Source organism: Streptomyces sp. NPDC016845 (genome assembly GCF_044332585.1).
Lineage (GTDB): Bacteria > Actinomycetota > Actinomycetes > Streptomycetales > Streptomycetaceae > Streptomyces.
This window is the reverse complement of the sequence record NZ_JBIRPI010000008.1, coordinates 141,284-158,356: the sequence shown is the minus strand read 5'-3', so window position 1 is coordinate 158,356 and position 17,073 is coordinate 141,284. Positions and strand designations below refer to the sequence as shown.

The 17,073-nt window shown below is 71.2% G+C and carries 19 protein-coding genes and 1 riboswitch; of the genes, 9 read left to right on the top strand and 10 right to left on the bottom strand.

All coding sequences use genetic code 11. The annotated features are described in order from the left end of the window. A riboswitch (cyclic di-AMP (ydaO/yuaA leader) is annotated at positions 1-214 on the bottom strand. A gap of 373 nt (positions 215-587) precedes the next feature. Next, positions 588-896 carry a hypothetical protein gene (locus ACH4RC_RS21715; protein WP_398203274.1) on the bottom strand — a complete coding sequence of 103 codons (309 nt, stop codon included), beginning with the start codon at positions 894-896 and terminating at the stop codon, positions 588-590. Positions 897-903: 7 nt separating this feature from the next. Then, positions 904-1,539, bottom strand: coding sequence for an ATP-dependent Clp protease proteolytic subunit (locus tag ACH4RC_RS21710; RefSeq protein ID WP_398203271.1), 636 nt, complete (start codon positions 1,537-1,539; stop codon positions 904-906). Positions 1,540-1,618: 79 nt separating this feature from the next. Between ACH4RC_RS21710 and ACH4RC_RS21705 the strand changes: the two genes are divergently transcribed. Next, positions 1,619-1,909 carry a type II toxin-antitoxin system Phd/YefM family antitoxin gene (locus ACH4RC_RS21705; RefSeq protein ID WP_398203269.1) on the top strand — a complete coding sequence of 97 codons (291 nt, stop codon included), beginning with the start codon at positions 1,619-1,621 and terminating at the stop codon, positions 1,907-1,909. Positions 1,910-2,008: 99 nt separating this feature from the next. Here the strand turns inward: ACH4RC_RS21705 and ACH4RC_RS21700 are convergent, their stop codons facing one another. After that, a complete protein-coding gene (locus tag ACH4RC_RS21700) occupies positions 2,009-3,016 on the bottom strand; it encodes an ABC transporter permease (protein ID WP_398203266.1) in 1,008 nt (335 codons plus the stop codon). 123 nt (positions 3,017-3,139) lie between these two features. On the opposite strand from ACH4RC_RS21700, the gene ACH4RC_RS21695 reads away from it, so the two are divergent. From ACH4RC_RS21695 to ACH4RC_RS21660, 8 genes are all read left to right on the top strand, one after another. Then, positions 3,140-3,760 carry a TetR/AcrR family transcriptional regulator gene (locus ACH4RC_RS21695; RefSeq protein ID WP_398203263.1) on the top strand — a complete coding sequence of 207 codons (621 nt, stop codon included), beginning with the start codon at positions 3,140-3,142 and terminating at the stop codon, positions 3,758-3,760. A 199-nt stretch (positions 3,761-3,959) separates the two neighbouring features. Then, entirely contained in the window at positions 3,960-4,262 is a 303-nt protein-coding gene (locus ACH4RC_RS21690) for an urease subunit gamma (RefSeq protein WP_398203592.1), read from the top strand. A 12-nt stretch (positions 4,263-4,274) separates the two neighbouring features. Further along, positions 4,275-4,586: an urease subunit beta gene (locus tag ACH4RC_RS21685; protein WP_394435793.1), complete on the top strand. Its 312-nt coding sequence runs from the start codon at positions 4,275-4,277 to the stop codon at positions 4,584-4,586. Next, on the top strand, positions 4,579-6,300 hold the full coding sequence (locus ACH4RC_RS21680; protein ID WP_398203259.1) for an urease subunit alpha: 1,722 nt from the start codon (positions 4,579-4,581) through the stop codon (positions 6,298-6,300). The genes ACH4RC_RS21685 and ACH4RC_RS21680 overlap by 8 nt, the downstream gene beginning before the upstream one ends. Positions 6,301-6,374: 74 nt before the next feature. Next, positions 6,375-7,049, top strand: a complete 675-nt coding sequence (locus ACH4RC_RS21675; protein ID WP_398203257.1) for an urease accessory protein UreF — start codon at positions 6,375-6,377, stop codon at positions 7,047-7,049. A gap of 99 nt (positions 7,050-7,148) precedes the next feature. Further along, positions 7,149-7,844 carry an urease accessory protein UreG gene (ureG, locus tag ACH4RC_RS21670; protein WP_398203589.1) on the top strand — a complete coding sequence of 232 codons (696 nt, stop codon included), beginning with the start codon at positions 7,149-7,151 and terminating at the stop codon, positions 7,842-7,844. Beyond that, positions 7,832-8,623 carry an urease accessory protein UreD gene (locus tag ACH4RC_RS21665; RefSeq protein WP_398203255.1) on the top strand — a complete coding sequence of 264 codons (792 nt, stop codon included), beginning with the start codon at positions 7,832-7,834 and terminating at the stop codon, positions 8,621-8,623. The genes ureG and ACH4RC_RS21665 overlap by 13 nt, the downstream gene beginning before the upstream one ends. A gap of 187 nt (positions 8,624-8,810) precedes the next feature. Then, the gene (locus tag ACH4RC_RS21660; protein ID WP_398203587.1) at positions 8,811-10,388 is read left to right on the top strand and encodes an alpha/beta hydrolase; all 1,578 of its coding nucleotides are present in this window, start codon (positions 8,811-8,813) and stop codon (positions 10,386-10,388) included. A gap of 66 nt (positions 10,389-10,454) precedes the next feature. On the opposite strand, the gene ACH4RC_RS21655 is transcribed toward ACH4RC_RS21660, so the two are convergent. From ACH4RC_RS21655 to ACH4RC_RS21625, 7 genes are all read right to left on the bottom strand, one after another. Then, the gene (locus tag ACH4RC_RS21655; protein ID WP_398203253.1) at positions 10,455-11,489 is read right to left on the bottom strand and encodes an NAD-dependent epimerase/dehydratase family protein; all 1,035 of its coding nucleotides are present in this window, start codon (positions 11,487-11,489) and stop codon (positions 10,455-10,457) included. Between the two features lie 76 nt (positions 11,490-11,565). After that, a complete protein-coding gene (locus ACH4RC_RS21650) occupies positions 11,566-12,282 on the bottom strand; it encodes a lysophospholipid acyltransferase family protein (protein WP_398203584.1) in 717 nt (238 codons plus the stop codon). Positions 12,283-12,358: 76 nt separating this feature from the next. Then, positions 12,359-12,517, bottom strand: a complete 159-nt coding sequence (locus ACH4RC_RS21645) for a hypothetical protein (protein WP_398203251.1) — start codon at positions 12,515-12,517, stop codon at positions 12,359-12,361. A gap of 97 nt (positions 12,518-12,614) precedes the next feature. Then, the gene (locus ACH4RC_RS21640; RefSeq protein ID WP_398203248.1) at positions 12,615-13,568 is read right to left on the bottom strand and encodes a cytochrome c oxidase assembly protein; all 954 of its coding nucleotides are present in this window, start codon (positions 13,566-13,568) and stop codon (positions 12,615-12,617) included. Positions 13,569-13,727: 159 nt separating this feature from the next. Continuing rightward, a complete protein-coding gene (locus ACH4RC_RS21635; RefSeq protein WP_398203246.1) occupies positions 13,728-14,753 on the bottom strand; it encodes a 6-phosphofructokinase in 1,026 nt (341 codons plus the stop codon). 222 nt (positions 14,754-14,975) lie between these two features. Further along, complete coding sequence (locus ACH4RC_RS21630) at positions 14,976-15,707, bottom strand: glutamine amidotransferase (protein WP_361063278.1); 732 nt, start codon at positions 15,705-15,707, stop codon at positions 14,976-14,978. Positions 15,708-15,743: 36 nt separating this feature from the next. After that, positions 15,744-16,982, bottom strand: coding sequence for a MurT ligase domain-containing protein (locus tag ACH4RC_RS21625; RefSeq protein ID WP_398203243.1), 1,239 nt, complete (start codon positions 16,980-16,982; stop codon positions 15,744-15,746). Positions 16,983-17,073: the final 91 nt, after the last annotated feature.

Genomic DNA, 17,073 nt, shown 5'->3' with positions numbered 1-17,073 from the left:
CAACCCTTCGTCTGCCGCCTGTGAAGGGTGACCTGTCGGGTTCGGGCAGGCGAAGATGCCCGGCCGCGTGCGCGGCTTCACCCCAAGGGCCGCTCGGACACCACCTTCGTCAAGGTGGGCCGGTGGCCCGTCGTGCCTGGGTCCTCCACTCCTGCCGGTGCACTTCTTGTCGACCTGGCATCCGTACGGCGGCAGGACTCGGCGTCCGCACGGACCGCCCCGCCGCGGCGGCGGGGGCTTGTCGTCGAAGGGATCTTCACGCACATGTGGGGTGGAAACCGAGTTGAACCGGCGGTAAGTGAGGCTCCTCACGCTTGACCCGTTCAGGTGGACAGTGCGCCTTTCGATCCCCGGCAACGACCCCCGACCACGCGCGTACCAGGCACGGAACGCCCAATTCCATGGTTCGCGTACCGCCGGAGCGCAACTCGGGCCGCCTCGTCGACGTACGGATGTCTAGGCTGTTCGGCGGTCCACCATCTGGGCCGTTTCGGTCGAGGCGCAGACAGTTCGTGTCGAAAGTGACCGAAGGGGACGCCAACCGACCGCGGTTGACCGCAGTCGACCACAAGTGACCTCCGGCGACCTCACGCGACCGTTTCGGGCGGCAAAGTGATCCGTTGGGTGCGCCTCTCGCCGTCGAGGACGCGCAGAGCCCGCTCCAGGGTTGCGGCATGCACCTCGCGCTCACCCCTTCGGTGCATCAGCTCCAGCGCGTCACGCAGCTCCGTCGCCCGGCCCACGAGCGCCTGCGCCGCACGCAGCCCCCGGTACGTGTCCTCGCCGCGCGCCGGGTTGATACGGGCGAGCAGATCGACCACCGCCAGATAACTGTCCACCAGCGCGCACTCGGCGCGGGTCAGCGCGGGCAGCGGCGGAAGTTCGGGCGGATACATCGGCGCGTCACCGCCCGGCCGGCACGCCGGGCACGCCCTTGCGGCTCTGTACGACCCGGTCCACCAGGCCGTACTCCACCGACTGCCGCGCGTCGAGCACGGTGTCCCGCTCGATGTCCCGGCTGACGCGCTCCTTCTCCTGCCCGGTGTGGCGCGCGAGGAGTTCCTCCAGTCGCTCACGCGTCCGCACCAGTTCGCGGGCCTGGATCTCCAGGTCGGAGTGGTGGCCCCGCACCGGCTCGGGAAGCGCCGGCTGGTCGAGCACCAGGCGCGCGCCCGGCAGCATCAGCCGTTTGCCGGGCGCCCCGGCCGCGAGCAGCACGGCGGCCACGGACGCGGCCTGCCCCAGACAGATCGTCTCCACCTCGCAACTGACGAACTGCATCGTGTCGTAGATCGCCGTCATCGCGCTGAACGAGCCGCCGGGGGAGTTGATGTACAGCGAGATGTCCCGGTCGGGGGCCGCGTACTCCAGGTGCATGAACTGGGCCATCACATCGTTGGCCGATGTCTCGTCGATCGGCGTCCCGACGAACACGATGCGCTCCTCGAGCAGCTTCGAGTACGGGTCGAGCGTGCGGTGCCCCGAGGCGGTGCGCTCCGTGAACTCGGGCAGGACATGGCGGCCGGACGGACGGGTCATGGTGCTCGCGCCTCCTGTGCTCATCTGCTCATCGCTCTGTAGAAAACGTACAGGACGTACATCACGTACGATGGGGAGCATGGCCTACGAGATTCCGGTGACGCAAGCCCGGGCCGAGCTGGCGGATCTGATCAACCGCGTGGTGTACGGCGCCGAACGCGTCGTGGTCACCCGGCACGGCAAGCCCCTCGTCGCCCTCGTCTCCGCCGCTGACCTGGAGCGACTCGAAGCCCTCGGGGACGCCGCCACCGAGTCCGCGGAGGAGCCGATGATCAGCTCCGTCTCCCGCGTCGGCTCCCTCCCGTCCGCTCCGGGCGAACGCCAGAGGTTCGGCATCGCGGCGGAGCGCCGAGGGCCGGACGTCAGGTAGGGCAAGCACGCCGCCGACGAAGAAGGCCGTGCACCCCCGTCCGCTACAGCGGGGACGCACGGCCGGTCCGTGCCCGTGGGCCGGTGGCGCTCGGCCTGCTCAGCCCACGGGAAGCGGGGCCCGCGTCGGCTCGGTCGTCCGTTCGGGCGCCGTGGTGGTGCGCCGCCCGCGACGCGCCCCGAGCAGTACGGCCGTCAGGCCGAGCAGCGCCCACACGGTGAGCGTCAGCGCCGGTGCCGCGGCCCGCGCCCCGTCGAAGTAGGCGACCGAGCGCAGCAGTGTCCCGCCCGCGCCCGGCGGCAGCAACTGGCCGAGGGAGCCGACCGGTTCGGGCAGCAGCTCGGGCGCGGAGGCCACCCCGGAGAACGGGTTGCCGAGCAGCACCATCAGCAGCGCGCCCACGCCGATCCCCGCCGGTCCGAGCAGCGCCGCGCACCCGGCCACCGTCGCCCCCACCGCGAGGGACGACAGGCCGAGCACCCCGGCCTCCGCCCACCAGTCGCCCGTCAGGACGCCGAGCCAGCTGTGCGCGAGCGCGGCCGCCACGACGCCCACCACCGCGGAGGCCGCGAGCAGCGCGCCCGCTGCCCGCACCCCGCGCAGCCGCAGCAGCGTCACGACGGACCCGCCCGCGACCCCGGCGATCGCCAGCGGCAGCACGCTCGAACTCAGGGCCGCGCCACGGGGATCGGCCGCCGGAGCCGGTGCGACGTCGACCTCCGTCACCCGGGCAGCCTGGGGTGCCTGTGCCTTCACGGCCTGCCGCAGCAACTGCGCGACGACGGGGCTCGCCGCCGAGGCGGTCAGCACCCGGGGCCCGTCCGGCGCGGCCACCACCGCTCCGTATACGACCCGGTCCTCGATCGCCGCGCGGGCGGCGGCCTCGTCCGCATAACGATGCACGTCGAACGCGCCGTCCTGCGCGCGCAGTTGCCGGTCCAGGGGCGCGGCCGTGGCGGCGGGCCCGGCGACGCCGAGCGGGAGATCACGCGGTGCGGTCCGTGCGGCGGGCCACGCGAAGGCCCAGAGGGCCAGCGCGGCGAGTAGCGGGACGAGCAGCACCACGGCGATCACCTTGCGGCCGTGGGCCGGGGAGGCGGAGGGCATGAGGTCTCCAACGGTGAGCTTCAGCTTGGATCTGAAAGAATGAGCGTTCGTTTTACCGTGTCCTCACTGTCGCGAGACCGCGCACGCTTGTCAAGAAGGAATGTTCGTTTTACTTTGATGACCATGGCCCGTGTATCCCAGGAACACCTCGACGCCCGCCGCCGCCAGATCCTGGACGGCGCCGCCCTCTGCTTCGCCCGCAACGGCTTCCACGCCACATCGATGCAGGACGTCCTGAGGGAGGTGGACCTCTCGGCCGGCGCGGTGTACCGCTACTTCCGCGGCAAGGACGAGCTGATCCACGCCATCGTGACGGAGGTGCTCGACGACGTACGGGCCGGTTTCGAGACGACCGGGTTGCAGACGCCGCCACCGCCGCCGTACGAGCTGGTCGGCATCGTGATGGGGGAGGTGCTGCGCGAGCGGCCGGGTCTGCGCGTCGACGGCACCTCGTACTTCCCGCGCCTCGTGGTGCAGGTGTGGACGGAGACGCTGCGCAACGACGACCTCGCTGCCCTGATCCGCGACGGCTTCGAACGGGTCCGTGCGATCTGGGTCAAGATCGTGCAGGGGTACCAGGACGCCGGGATGATGCGCGCCGACGCGGATCCGGACGCGGTGGCGCGCACGATGATCTCCGCGGCGCAGGGTTTCCTCACGCAGCAGGCGCTCTTCGGCGAGGTGCCGGTCGAGACTCTGCAGATCGGCCTGCGCGGCCTGATGAGTATGGGCGAGGTCAGCTGACGGCAATGGTGCGGTCAAGCGACGGTTAACCTCGTTGAAACTCCGCCCAACTAGCCTGCACCGCACGCCACCAGGGGTTTTGGTAACCAGGGTGCGCAAGATCATGCGCGCTACATGTGTGTTACATCTATACCCGTCGCGGTGGCCGCGGCAGCCGGGCCCCGCACGGCCCGTGGCGAAGGACTGTGAGGTGGGACGCGTGCAACTGACCCCGCACGAGCAGGAGAGACTGCTCATCCATGTGGCCGCCGACGTGGCCGGCAAGCGGCGGGCCCGGGGTCTCAGGCTCAACCACCCCGAGGCCGTCGCCCTGATCACCTCGCACGTCCTGGAGGGCGCCCGCGACGGCCGCACCGTCGCGGAACTCATGTCCTCCGGGCGCGCGTTGCTCACCCGCGACGACGTCATGGAGGGGATCCCCGAGATGATCCACGACGTCCAGGTCGAGGCGACCTTCCCGGACGGCACCAAGCTCGTGACCGTCCACGAGCCGATCGTCTGACGGGCCGCGACCGTGATCCCCGGAGAGATCCTCTTCGCCGACGAGCCCGTCGCCTTCAACGAGGGCCGCGACGTCATACGTATGACGGTGCTCAACGCCGCCGACCGGCCCATCCAGGTCGGCTCCCACTACCACTTCGCCGAGGCCAACCCCGGCCTCGAACTCGACCGCGCCGCGGCCCGCGGCCGTCGCCTCGACATCCCGGCCGGAACGGCCGTCCGCTTCGAGCCCGGCATCCCCGTCGAGGTCGGACTCGTACCGCTCGCGGGCGCTCGCACCGTCCCCGGCCTGCGCGGCGAGACCGGAGGACCCCTCGATGCCTGAGCTCTCCCGCGCCGCCTACGCCGACCTGTTCGGCCCCACCACCGGGGACCGCGTCCGCCTGGCCGACACCGATCTGTTCGTCGAGATCGAGGAGGACCGCTCCGGCGGACCGGGCCGCTCCGGGGACGAGGCCGTCTTCGGCGGCGGCAAGGTCATCCGCGAGTCCATGGGCCAATCGCGCGCCACGCGCGCGGAGGGCACCCCGGACACCGTCATCACCGGCGCCCTGATCATCGATCACTGGGGCATCGTCAAGGCCGACATCGGCATCCGCGACGGCCGCATCACCGGTATCGGCAAGTCCGGCAACCCCGACACCATGGACGGCGTCCACCCCGGCCTCGTCATCGGCCCGGAGACGGAGATCGTCGCGGGCAACGGCAAGATCGTCACCGCGGGCGGCATCGACACGCACATCCACTTCATCTCGCCGACCATCGTCGACGAGGCCCTCGCCTCCGGCGTCACGACCCTCATCGGCGGCGGCACGGGACCCGCCGAAGGGTCCAAGGCGACCACCATTACCCCCGGCTCCTGGCACCTCACCCGGATGTTCGAGGCCATGGAGCACAGCCCCGTCAACATCGGGTTCCTCGGCAAGGGCAACACGATGTCCAAGGAGTCCATGCGCGACCAGCTGCGCGCCGGCGTCCTCGGCTTCAAGATCCACGAGGACTGGGGCGCGACCCCGGCCGTGATCTCCGCCTGCCTCGACGTGTGCGAGGAGTCCGGCGCGCAACTCGCCGTGCACTCCGACACGCTGAACGAGGCCGGGTTCGTCCAGGACACCTTCGACGCCGTCGGCGGCCGCACTCTGCACGCCTTCCACGTCGAGGGCGCGGGCGGCGGGCACGCGCCCGACATGATCACCGCGGTCTCGCTGCCCAACATGCTGCCCAGCTCCACCAACCCGACCCGGCCGCACACCGTCAACACCGTCGAGGAACACCTCGACATGCTGATGGTCTGCCACCACCTCAACCCGGCGGTCCCCGAGGACCTCGCCTTCGCCGAGTCCCGTATCCGGCCCACCACCATCGCGGCCGAGGACATCCTGCACGACCTGGGCGCCATCTCGATCATGTCGTCGGACTCGCAGGCCATGGGCCGCGTCGGCGAGGTCATCATGCGGACCTGGCAGACCGCCCACGTCATGAAGCGCCGCCGCGGCCTCCTCCCCGGCGACTCCCGCGCCGACAACCAGCGCGCCCGCCGCTACGTCGCCAAGTACACGATCAACGCGGCGATCGCCCAGGGCATCGAGCACGAGGTCGGCTCCGTCGAACCCGGCAAACTCGCGGATCTGGTGCTCTGGGACCCGGCGTTCTTCGGCGTGAAACCGCAGCTCGTCATCAAGGGCGGGCAGATCGCGTACGCGCAGATGGGCGACGCGAACGCCTCCATCCCGACGCCGCAGCCGGTGCTGCCGCGCCGGATGTTCGGGGCGTACGGCAGAGCGCCCGCGGCCAACTCGGTCAACTTCACCAGCGCGTGGGCCCTGGAGGACGGCCTCCCGGACCGCCTCGGCCTGGGACGAACGTTCGTTCCGATCCTTTCGACGCGCGGCCGTACCAAGGCCGACATGCGCAACAACGACGCCTTGCCGCGCGTCGAGGTCGCCCCCGACTCGTTCGCCGTGACCATCGACGGCGAACTCGTCGAACCCGAGCCGGCCACGGAACTGCCGCTGGCCCAGCGGTACTTCCTTTTCTGAGTCCCTGAGTCCCTGAGTCCCTGAGTCCCTGAGCCTGAGCCCTTGAGTCCTTTGAGCTGCCATATGAGTACGTCATGACGCGCGCGACCCTGCTCGTCCTGGCCGACGGCCGCTTCCCCGCCGGAGGGCACGCACACTCCGGCGGAGCGGAGGCCGCGGTCAAGGCGGGCCGCATCCGCGACGCGGCGAGCCTGGAGGAGTTCTGCCGGGGCCGCCTGCACACCAGCGCCGCCGTCGCGGCCTCCCTCGCCGCCGCCGCGGCGCTCGGCATCGACCCCGCAGTCCTCGACGAGGCTGCCGACGCCCGCACCCCGTCGGCGGCCCTCCGCGTGACCGCACGCAGACTCGGCCGACAGTTGCTGCGTGCCGCCCGAGCGACATGGCCGGCCCCCGAACTGGACGCCCTCGCCCGGCAGTTCCCGAAGGGAGCCCACCAGCCCGTCGTCCTCGGCCTCACCGCCCACGCCGCCGGACTCGGCCCCGAGGACGCGGCGTACTGCTCCGCGTACGAGGCCGTCAGCGGCCCCGCGACCGCCGTCGTACGCCTGCTGAGCCTCGACCCCTTCGACGCGACCCGCGTCTTGGCGCGGCTCGCGCCCGAGACGGACCTGGTCGTCAGCGCATCGGTGGAGGCGGCGAGACGCGCCACCACGGAGGGCACCGACGCACTCCCCGCGGGCTCCGCGCCCTTGCTCGAGGTCGGGGCGGAGGCGCATGCGGGATGGGCGGTGCGGCTGTTCGCCTCGTGAACCGCGGGGCTCGCGGCCGCGCTCCCTCACCGGCCTCGGAGCCGTAGACCACCCACCTCAAGCCCCTGACGCACCTCCCCACGACCCCGGAGCCGCATGATGCACCTCGACCACTCGCACTCCCACGACGGCCCCGCCGCCCTCTCCGCCGACGCGCACCGGCCCGACGGCACGCGTCGCGCCCTGCGCATAGGGCTCGGTGGGCCCGTCGGCTCCGGGAAGACGGCCACCGTCGCCGCGCTCTGTCGTGCCCTGCGCGACGAGCTCTCCCTCGCTGTCGTCACGAACGACATCTATACGCGGGAGGACGCCGAGTTCCTGCTGCGCGAAGCCGTGCTGCCGCCCGAGCGGATCACCGCCGTGGAGACCGGGGCCTGCCCCCACACCGCGATCCGCGACGACATCTCCGCCAACCTCGAAGCCGTCGAGGACCTGGAGAACGACTTGGCCGAGGGCGCCGGGCCGCTCGACCTCGTCCTGGTCGAGTCCGGCGGCGACAATCTCACCGCGACCTTCTCCAAGGGGCTGGTCGACGCACAGATCTTCGTCATCGATGTCGCGGGCGGCGATGACATTCCGCGCAAGGGCGGCCCCGGTGTGACGACCGCCGATCTGCTCGTCATCAACAAGACCGACCTGGCGCCCTACGTGGGCTCCGACCTCGCGCGCATGGCCGCCGACGCCGAGGCGGCGCGCGCCGAACTCCCCGTCGTGCTCCAGTCCCTGCGCTCCGAGAGCGGCGTGGTGGACGTCGCGGCGTGGGTGCGGGCGCAGTATGCCGCGTGGACCGCGTGAGCGTGCGCGGCCACGCGCGCGTGGGCGTCCGTTCCAGCGCCCGCCTTGTCGCGCGCGGTGACGGAAGCGGTGGCACCGCCCTGCCCGTGATGGAGAGCGAGGGTTCGTTCGCCCTCCGCCGCGTCCGGGGCGCCACCGCCGACGAGTCCCGCGTCATGCTCGTCGGCGCCATGAGCGGCCCCCTCGGCGGAGACCACTTCACCGTCGAGGCCCGCGCGGAACAAGGCGCCCGCCTGCACGTCGGCTCGGTCGCCGCCACCCTCGCCCTGCCCGGCCAGGCCAAGGGGGAGGCCCGTTACGACGTACGGCTCACCGTCGCCGACGGCGCCCGTCTCGACTGGCTGCCCGAGCAGCTGATCTCGGCGAACGGCAGCGACCTGCGCGTCACCACGCGCGCGGAGCTGGCCGCGGACGCCCGTCTCGTGCTGCGCGAGGAGCAGGTCCTGGGCCGCGCGGGCGAGCAGCCCGGCCGCCTCACCAGCCGTCTGACGCTGTACCGCGCGGGACGGCCCCTGCTCGACCAGGAGCTCGCCTGCGGACCCGGCGCTCCGGGCGGCTGGGACGGCCCCGCGGTCCTGGCCGGCCACCGGGCCCTGGGCCAGCTCGTCATCGTACGGCCGGAGTTCGAAGCCGATCCGCCGTCCGCCACGATCCTCGACGCGGACGGCACCGCCGCGCTCACGCCGCTCGCGGGCCCCGCTGTCCTGGTCACCGTCGTCGCTCCGGACGCGCTGCGCCTGCGCCGCACCCTGGACGCCGCGCTCGCCCGATGGGCCTGACCGCTCAGCGGGACGGCCATACCATTTATCGGATTGGTAAAGAACGTCCGTCATCTCTGTTGTCAGGGACCCCACACACGACAGGATCCGCGTACCGATCGGCAACACGATCGACGTAACGATCGTATCGATGTGCGGGAGGCCTCACTTGAGACGGACTCGACAGACGGGTCGCGGCAGCCGGAACGTGGTGATCGGCTCCGCGGGCGCGTTCGCCGCCGTGGCGCTGATAGCGGGGGCGGTCGCCGCTCCCGCCAACGCCGAGCAGCAGCGTTCGACCGGCGGCCACAGCCAGGCCCGTGAGGCGGTGGGCGCCGCCGTCGCCGCCGCCCGGGCCGCCAAGAAGGGCGTCGACTGGAAGGACTGCCCGGCCGACTGGGGCTTCGCCGCGCCGATCCAGTGCGGCTGGGTCACCGTGCCGCTCGACTACGCCAAGCCGAACGGCAAGCAGATCAAGCTCGCCGTCGACCGTGTCGGCAACACCGGCACCAAGAGCGAGCGCCAGGGCTCCCTCGTCTACAACCCGGGCGGCCCCGGCGGCTCGGGTCTGCGCTTCCCCACGCGCGTGACGACCAAGAACCCGATCTACGCCAAGGCCGCGAAGGCGTACGACTTCGTCGGCTTCGACCCGCGCGGCGTGGGCCACTCGACGCCGATCTCCTGCATCGACCCGCAGGAGTTCGTCAAGGCGCCCAAGGACGACCCGGTCCCGGACAGCGAGGCGGACAAGCGCGCCCAGCGCAAGCTCGCCAAGGAGTACGCGGACGGCTGCTACGAGCGCAGCGGCGAGATGCTGCCGCACATGACGACGCCGAACACCGCGCGCGACCTCGACGTCATCCGCGCCGCCCTCGGCGACAAGAAGCTCAACTACCTGGGCGTCTCCTACGGCACCTACCTGGGCGCCGTCTACGGCACGCTCTTCCCGAACCACGTCCGCCGCATGATCGTCGACAGCGTCGTCAACCCGGCGAAGGACAACATCTGGTACCAGGCCAACCTGAACCAGGACATCGCCTTCGAGGGCCGCTGGAAGGACTGGCAGGACTGGGTCGCCAAGAACGACGCCACCTTCCACCTCGGCGACACCCGCGCCAAGGTGCAGCAGCAGTGGCTGAAGCTGCGCGCCGAGGCGAAGAAGAGCCCGCTCGGCGGGGTCGTCGGCCCGGCCGAGCTGATCGGCTTCTTCCAGAGCGCGCCGTACTACGACTCGTCGTGGGTGCCGGTCGCCCAGACGTGGAGCAAGTACGTCGCCGGTGACAAGCAGGCCCTGGTCGACGCCATCGCCCCCGACCTGTCGGACACCGCGGGCAACGCCGCGTCGGAGAACAGCAACGCGGTCTACACAGCCGTCGAGTGCGCCGACGCCAAGTGGCCCACCAGCTGGCAGAAGTGGGACAAGGACAACACGCGGCTCCACAAGGACTACCCGTTCATGACGTGGGCCAACGCGTGGATGAACCTGCCCTGCGCCACCTGGAAGACCGAGCAGCAGACGCCGGTCGACGTCAAGACCGGCAAGGGCCTGCCGTCTGTCCTCATCGTGCAGTCCGAGCGTGACGCCGCCACCCCGTACGAGGGCGCCGTCGAGCTGCACAAGCGCCTGAAGGGCTCCCGCCTCATCACCGAGAAGGACGCGGGCTCGCACGGCGTCACCGGTCTGACCAACCCCTGCGTCAACGACCGGGTCGACACCTACCTGCTCACCGGCAAGACCGACAGCAAGGACGTGACGTGCGCCCCGCACGCCACCCCGAAGCCGTGACGATCGCCTGAACGTGTACAGCCCCGGTCTCCGCCACCATGGCGGGGCCGGGGCTCGCTCTTGCCCTCAGCCTCGCCCGGCCAGCCACGCGTCCTCGGCCGCGTAGTCGAAGAGACCGGTCGTGTAGTTCGCCACCATCGTCGGGAAACCGTCCACCCAGTCCTGCCGCCGCAACCGCTCGGCCAGCCACTCCACCGTCGCCGGGAGCGCCTGCGCGTACGTCGTGACGGGCCGGTACGCCAGCTCCCGCTCCGCGGCGCTCATGTCGAGGACGAGCGGGTGGGGCAGCGACCACGGCGTGTCCCCGACCGTCGGCGCCGGGGGCTCCCCGTCCACCAGGACCGTCTCCGTCTCCACCCCCATCAGCGCATCGATCATGACGCCGATCTCGGCGACCGTCGGGCAGTCCGGGTCCGCGCCGTTGAGCACCCGCGAGCCCGGCCGGGCGGCCGCGAGCCGCACCAGCTCGGCCAGGTTCTCCGCACTCGCCGGGTGGAAGCGGCTCTCCCCGCCGTACGCGAGCACGCGCGCGTGGCGCCCATCGAGGTTGCGCTTCACGAAGTACAGCTCGCGCGGCGTACGGCAGTGCGGCCCGTACACCGCGCCTGCCCGCACCATTGTCGTCGGCAGCTTCTCGCCGAGCGCGAGGAGGCCCTGCTCCACCTGCACCTTGCGCGTCCCGTACGTCGCGTCGCCCGCCGCCACCGTCCGCCACGTCTCGGGCACCGGCACGGGGAAGCGCGGCTTGCCGTCCGGCTCCTCCTGCGTGTCGAAGCCGCGGCCCCACTCGTCCTCGTAGACAGCGCCACTGGAGAGCACGACCGCGGAGCCGATCCTTCCGGCGAGCGCCGCGAGCTGTTGGCCGTGCGCCCGCGTGAACGCCACCATGTCCACGACCAGGTCGACACCGTCGCCGACCAGCTCCGCGAGCGCGGCGTCGTCGTCCCGGTCGAGCCGCACCGCGCGCACCTCGCCCGGCCAGGACGCGTCCCGGCCACCACCCCGCGAGGCCGCCGTCACCGCCCAGCCGTCGCGCGCGAGCGCCCGTACCGCCGGACGCCCGATCTGACCCGTTCCACCGAGCACCAAAGCCGTCTTCATGAGCGGGACCGTACGGCGAGCCACGCGCGCGGGACGAGGAAATCTGCTCAGCGCAGAGTGCGGGGCGGACAGCGGGTCAGCTGAGGGGCATCCTCGGGAACCTCCGCGCCGTCGCCTCCTCGGCCTCCGCTTTGACGAGCGCCGCGTACTTGTCGACGTACTCCTGCCCGGACAGCTCGAGGATCGCGTACATGATCTCGTCGGTGACGGCACGCAGTATGGCCTTCTCGCCGTCCATCCCGGCATACCGGGAGAATTCGAGCGGCTTGCCGAACCGGATCGTCACCCGCCGCATGTTCGGGATCTTCTGGCCCGGCGGCTGCGCCTCGAACGTGCCGATCATCGCGCAGGGCACCACCGGGACCTGCGCCTTCAGCGCCATCGCGGCGACGCCGACCTTTCCCTTGTAGAGCCGCCCGTCGTGCGAGCGCGTGCCCTCCGGGTAGATGCCGAGCAGCTCGCCGCGGCGCAGCACCCCGAGCCCCTCGCGGATCGCGGCCTGCCCCGCCTCCTTGCCGGAGCGGTCGACCGGGATCTGGCCCGCGCTGCGGAAGAACGCGGCCGTCAGCCGCCCCCTGACGCCGGGGCCGGTGAAGTACTCGGCCTTCGCCAGGAACGTGATCCGCCGCTTGATGATCGCCGGCATCAGGAAGTGGTCGGAGAACGACAGGTGATTGCCCGCGACGATCGCCGCTCCCGACTCCGGGATGTGTTCGAGCCCCTCGATCCGCGGCCGGAACATCAGCCGCAGCAGTGGCCCGAGGATCACGTACTTGAGCAGCCGGTAGAACATGCCGAACGCCTCCCCCATGCGTAGTAGGACGGCAGCACGCGCGCGTGGGTGCCCACAGTGCCCCCGTCGCGCGGGATCATGCGCTGCGCGAGGCCACCATCGCCACCGTGATCAGTCCGAGCACGACCCAGCCGAACCACAGCCAGCCGTTGCTGCCGAGCGCCGCCGTGTAGGCGGTGACGGCCACCAGACCGCCGACGGTGAACACACCCATCGTCTTCGTGGAACCGGGCATCACGCACGCTCCTCCCGGCAGCCCGGACGGCGTACGCGCCGTGCGACGCCCGGACCGCGGCCAGAAGGCCATAGTCACCCGTGAGGGGGTGGTGGCGCTACTGTCCGCGCGCGTTCAGCGAGGCCAGGTAGGCGTTGTACGCGGCCAGCTCCCGGTCGCCGTCCCGGTCCGCGGCGCGGTCCTTGCGGCGCGCCTGCCGCTCCTCGGACTTCTTCCACTGGAAGAGCAGCGCGAGCAGCACCAGGACGGACGGCACCTCGCTGAACGCCCACGCGATGCCGCCCGCCGCCACCTGGTCGGAGAGCGGATCGATGCCGAGCGAGGCGGGCGGATCGTCGAACGTGCCGACCATGGCCGAGCTCGCCATCATCAGCGCGATGCCGAAGAAGGCGTGGAAGGGCATGCCCGCGAACAGCTCCAGCATCCGCATCACATAGCCGGGACGGTGCGGGCCGGGGTCGACGCCCATGATCGGCCAGAAGAAGACCAGGCCCACGGCGAGGAAGTGGACCATCATCGCGATGTGCCCGACCTTCGAACCCATGAGGAAGTCGAAGAGCGGCGTGAAGTAGAGCGCGTACAGGCTCGCGATGAACAGCGGGATGGTGAACGCGGCGTGCGTGATGATCCGCATGTAGCGGCTGTGCAGCAGCATGAGGAGCAGCTCGCGCGGGCCCTTGGAGCCGCGCTGCGACGCGACCGGCAGCGCCCGCAGGGCGAGCGTGATCGGCGCGCCCATGAGCAGCAGGATCGGCGACAGCATGCTGATGACCATGTGCTGCACCATGTGCACGCTGAACATGACCATGCCGTAGTCGTTCAGCTTGGTGCACATCATGAGGCCGACGCTCAGGACACCCACGACGAACGCGACGGTCCGCGCCACCGGCCAGGAGTCACCGCGCCGCCTGAGCCGGACGACGCCCCATCCGTACAGGGCGAGCGCCAGGAGGCAGCCGACGAGGAAGAAGGGGTCTGCCGACCAGCCGAGGCCGCGCCCCAGCGTGAACGGCGGCAGATCCGTCATCATGCCGTGCCCGCTGTGATCCATCCGCCGGCTCCTGTTGCTCGCGTTTCGTACGGATTGTGCGCCACCAGACTAGAACTGCCCCCGGCCGGGGTCTCGGCCGGGGGCAGCTTGCTCAAAGGAACGACAAACAGACCACTCAGGTGGCTACCGGACGCACTCCGGCTGACGGACGCACTCCGGCTACAGGACGCACTCCGCCTCGGCGTACCGCTCCGCGGGCACGGTCTTCAGCGTCTCGACGGCCTCGGCGAGCGGCACCATGATGATGTCGGTGCCGCGCAATGCCGTCATCTTCCCGAACTCGCCCCGGTGCACGGCCTCCACGGCGTGCCAGCCGAACCGGGTGGCGAGGACGCGGTCGTACGCGGTCGGGGTGCCGCCGCGCTGCACATGGCCGAGGATCACCGGACGCGCCTCCTTGCCGAGACGCTGCTCCAGTTCGATGGAGAGCTGGCGTGCGATCCCCGCGAAGCGCTCGTGGCCGTAGACGTCCTTGCCGCCCTCGTCGTACTCCATCGAGCCGGCCCGCGGCTTGGCGCCCTCGGCGACGACGACGATGGCGAACTTCTTGCCCGCCTCGAACCGCTCGCCGACCTTCTTGGCCAGTTCCTCGATGTCGAAGGGGCGCTCCGGTACGACCACCGCGTGCGCGCCCGCCGCCATGCCGGAGTGCAGCGCGATCCAGCCGGTGTGGCGCCCCATGACCTCGACGATCAGCACTCGCTGGTGCGACTCGGCGGTTGTCTTCAGCCGGTCGAGCGCCTCGGTGGCGACCCCGACGGCCGTGTCGAAACCGAAGGTCACATCGGTGACAGCGATGTCGTTGTCGATCGTCTTGGGTACGCCCACGATCGGCAGACCGGCGTCGGAGAGCAGCCGGGCCGCCTTGAGCGTGCCCTCGCCGCCGATCGGGATGATCGCGTCAAGGCCGAGATCGGCTACGTGGCCCTTGGCGCGCTCCACGCCGTCCCGCAGATGCGCGGGCTGCACGCGGGAGGAGCCGAGGATGGTGCCGCCGCGGGCGAGGATGCCGCCCACCGCGTCCAGGTCCAGCTTGCGGTAGTCGCACTCGAGCAGGCCCTTCCACCCGTCGTGGAAGCCGATGACCTCGTCGCCGTGGTCGACGACGGCACGGTGCACGACCGAACGGATCACCGCGTTCAGCCCGGGACAGTCGCCGCCGGAGGTGAGGACACCAATACGCATAAGCCCGGAATACCTTTGCAAACGTGGGCCGGTGGCCGGACCACGCCGTCCGGCTGAATTCCGGCTACCTTATCGGCGCCCCTGGGCCTCACCGGAAGGCCCGTCCGCCAGATGGACACCCCCGCTCAGATGGGCGCGGGAGCGCCCTAAAGGGGTGCGGGGAACGGCGCGAGCGACCATGAACGAACCGCACCCGCCAGGCGGACAGAGCGGGGCGGATGCCTAGGCGGGCTGAGCGGTAGCGGCGGCGATCCGCTCGTTGCGGAGCGCCTCGTACCACTGGTCGTCCACCGGGGGCAGCGCGTTGACGTCGAGCGCCAGCTTGAGCAGCAGGTCCGCGATCAGCGGGTTGCGCGCGAGGACGGGCCCGTGCATGTACGTACCGAACACCGTGTCGTTGAAGGCGCCCTCGGTGCCGTCCCCCGTGCCGTTGCCCTTGCCGATCCGGGTGCGGGCGAACGGCCGCGCGGACGGGCCGAGGTGCGTGACGCCCTGGTGGTTCTCGAACCCGGTCAGCGGAGGCAGGCCCAGGTTGGGGTCGATGTCGCCCAGTACGTCCCCGACGCACCGCTCGCCCTCGCCGCGCGTGGAGACGACGTCGAGCAGGCCGAGGCCGGGCTCGCGCTCACCGAGGTCGTTGATGAACTCGTGGCCGAGGATCTGGTACCCGGCGCACACGGAGAAGACGATCGCGCCGTTGCCCACCGCGCGCTGCAGACCGCCGTCACGGCGCAGCCGCTCGGCCGCGAGGCGCTGCGGCCGGTCCTCGCCGCCGCCGATCAGGTAGATGTCGCCGGAGGTCGGCACCGGCTGGTCGCTGCGCACGTCGTACCGCTCGACCTGGAGGCGGCGCTGCCGCGCGCGGCGCTCCACGACCAGGGCGTTGCCCTGGTCGCCGTAGGTGCTCAGCAGGTCGGGGTAGACCCACACCAGACGCAGGCTGTTGTCGCTCATGCTCATGATCCTTAGCTGATCCTCGTCTGGGTCCGGTCAGTTGCCCACGCGGCGGCGGACGTCCTGGAACGCGGTGTAGTTGGCGATGAGCTCGATCCGTCCGGGCGGGGACATCTGTACCGCCTCGTCGAGCGTCTCGCAGACCCGGAATTCCAGGTTCGCGACCTCCAGGCGGACCGCGAGGTCGAGCTTGCGGTCACCGATCACGCAGATCGGGTGGCCGGCGAGGCGCGTGTAGTCGACGTCCCACAGCCAGGAGGTGTCGGTGCCGTCCGCGCCGCGCGCGTTGACCGACAGGATCACCGGGGTGGGCGGCGGGTCGATCAGAGTGAACGTTTCGAGCCAGCCCGCCGGGTTCTTCGCGAGCAGCAGCCGCAGGTCGCGGTTGTGGAACTGCACGACGTCGTAGCGGCCGGCCACGGCCTGCACCTGGTACATGCGCTCCAGGGCGACCTGCGGCGGCACGCCGAAGCAGGCGGCGACGGCGGCCGAGGACGCCGCGTTCGCCTTGTTGGCGCGGCCGGGCAGCTGGAGGTGGATCGGCCAGGCGGAGCCGTGCGGGTCCAGGACGTAGTCGCCCTGCAGCGCCCAGCTCGCGGTGGGGCGCCGGAAGCCGCACTCGCCGCAGAACCAGTCGTCGCCGGGGCGCTGCATCACGCCGCCGCACGCCGGGCAGGACCAGGCGTCGTCCTTCCACTCCTGGCCCGCCGCCACCCACACCACGTTCGGCGAGGAGGAGGCGGCCCACACCACGAGCGGGTCGTCCGCGTTGGCGATCACGATGGCCTTGGAGCCGGCCAGGCCCTCGCGCCACTTCTCGGCGAGCATGCGGGTCTCCGCGGCGCGGTCGAGCTGGTCGCGCGAGAGGTTCAGCAGGGCGATCGCCTTGGGCGCGGTGTCGCGCGCGACGCCCGCCAGGTACTTCTCGTCGACCTCGATGACACCGAACTTGGCGTCGGAGCCGCCGGCCAGGGCGGAGGTGATACCCGCCGGCATGTTCGCGCCCAGCGCGTTCGAGACGACCGGGCCGCTGGCCCGCAGCGCCTCGGCGATCAGACGCGTGGTCGTCGTCTTGCCGTTCGTCGCGGAGACGAGCACCACGTCGAGGTGTTGCGCGAGCCGTCCGAGCAGCTCGGGGTCGAATTTGAGCGCGACCTTGCCGCCGATCACCGATCCGCTGCCGCGGCCCGCCGCCCGTGACACCGCGGCCGCGGCCTTCCCGGCCGTCACGGCCAGCTTGGCCCGCGGAGTCATCGACTCCGAGTTGCCTGACATTCCTGGGTCCTCCTTGCGTACGGCGCCGCGCCTGCCCCGGGCATCGCTTTCCGGCCTCAGCCTATCGAGATCCTCTGACAAGCCCGAACTC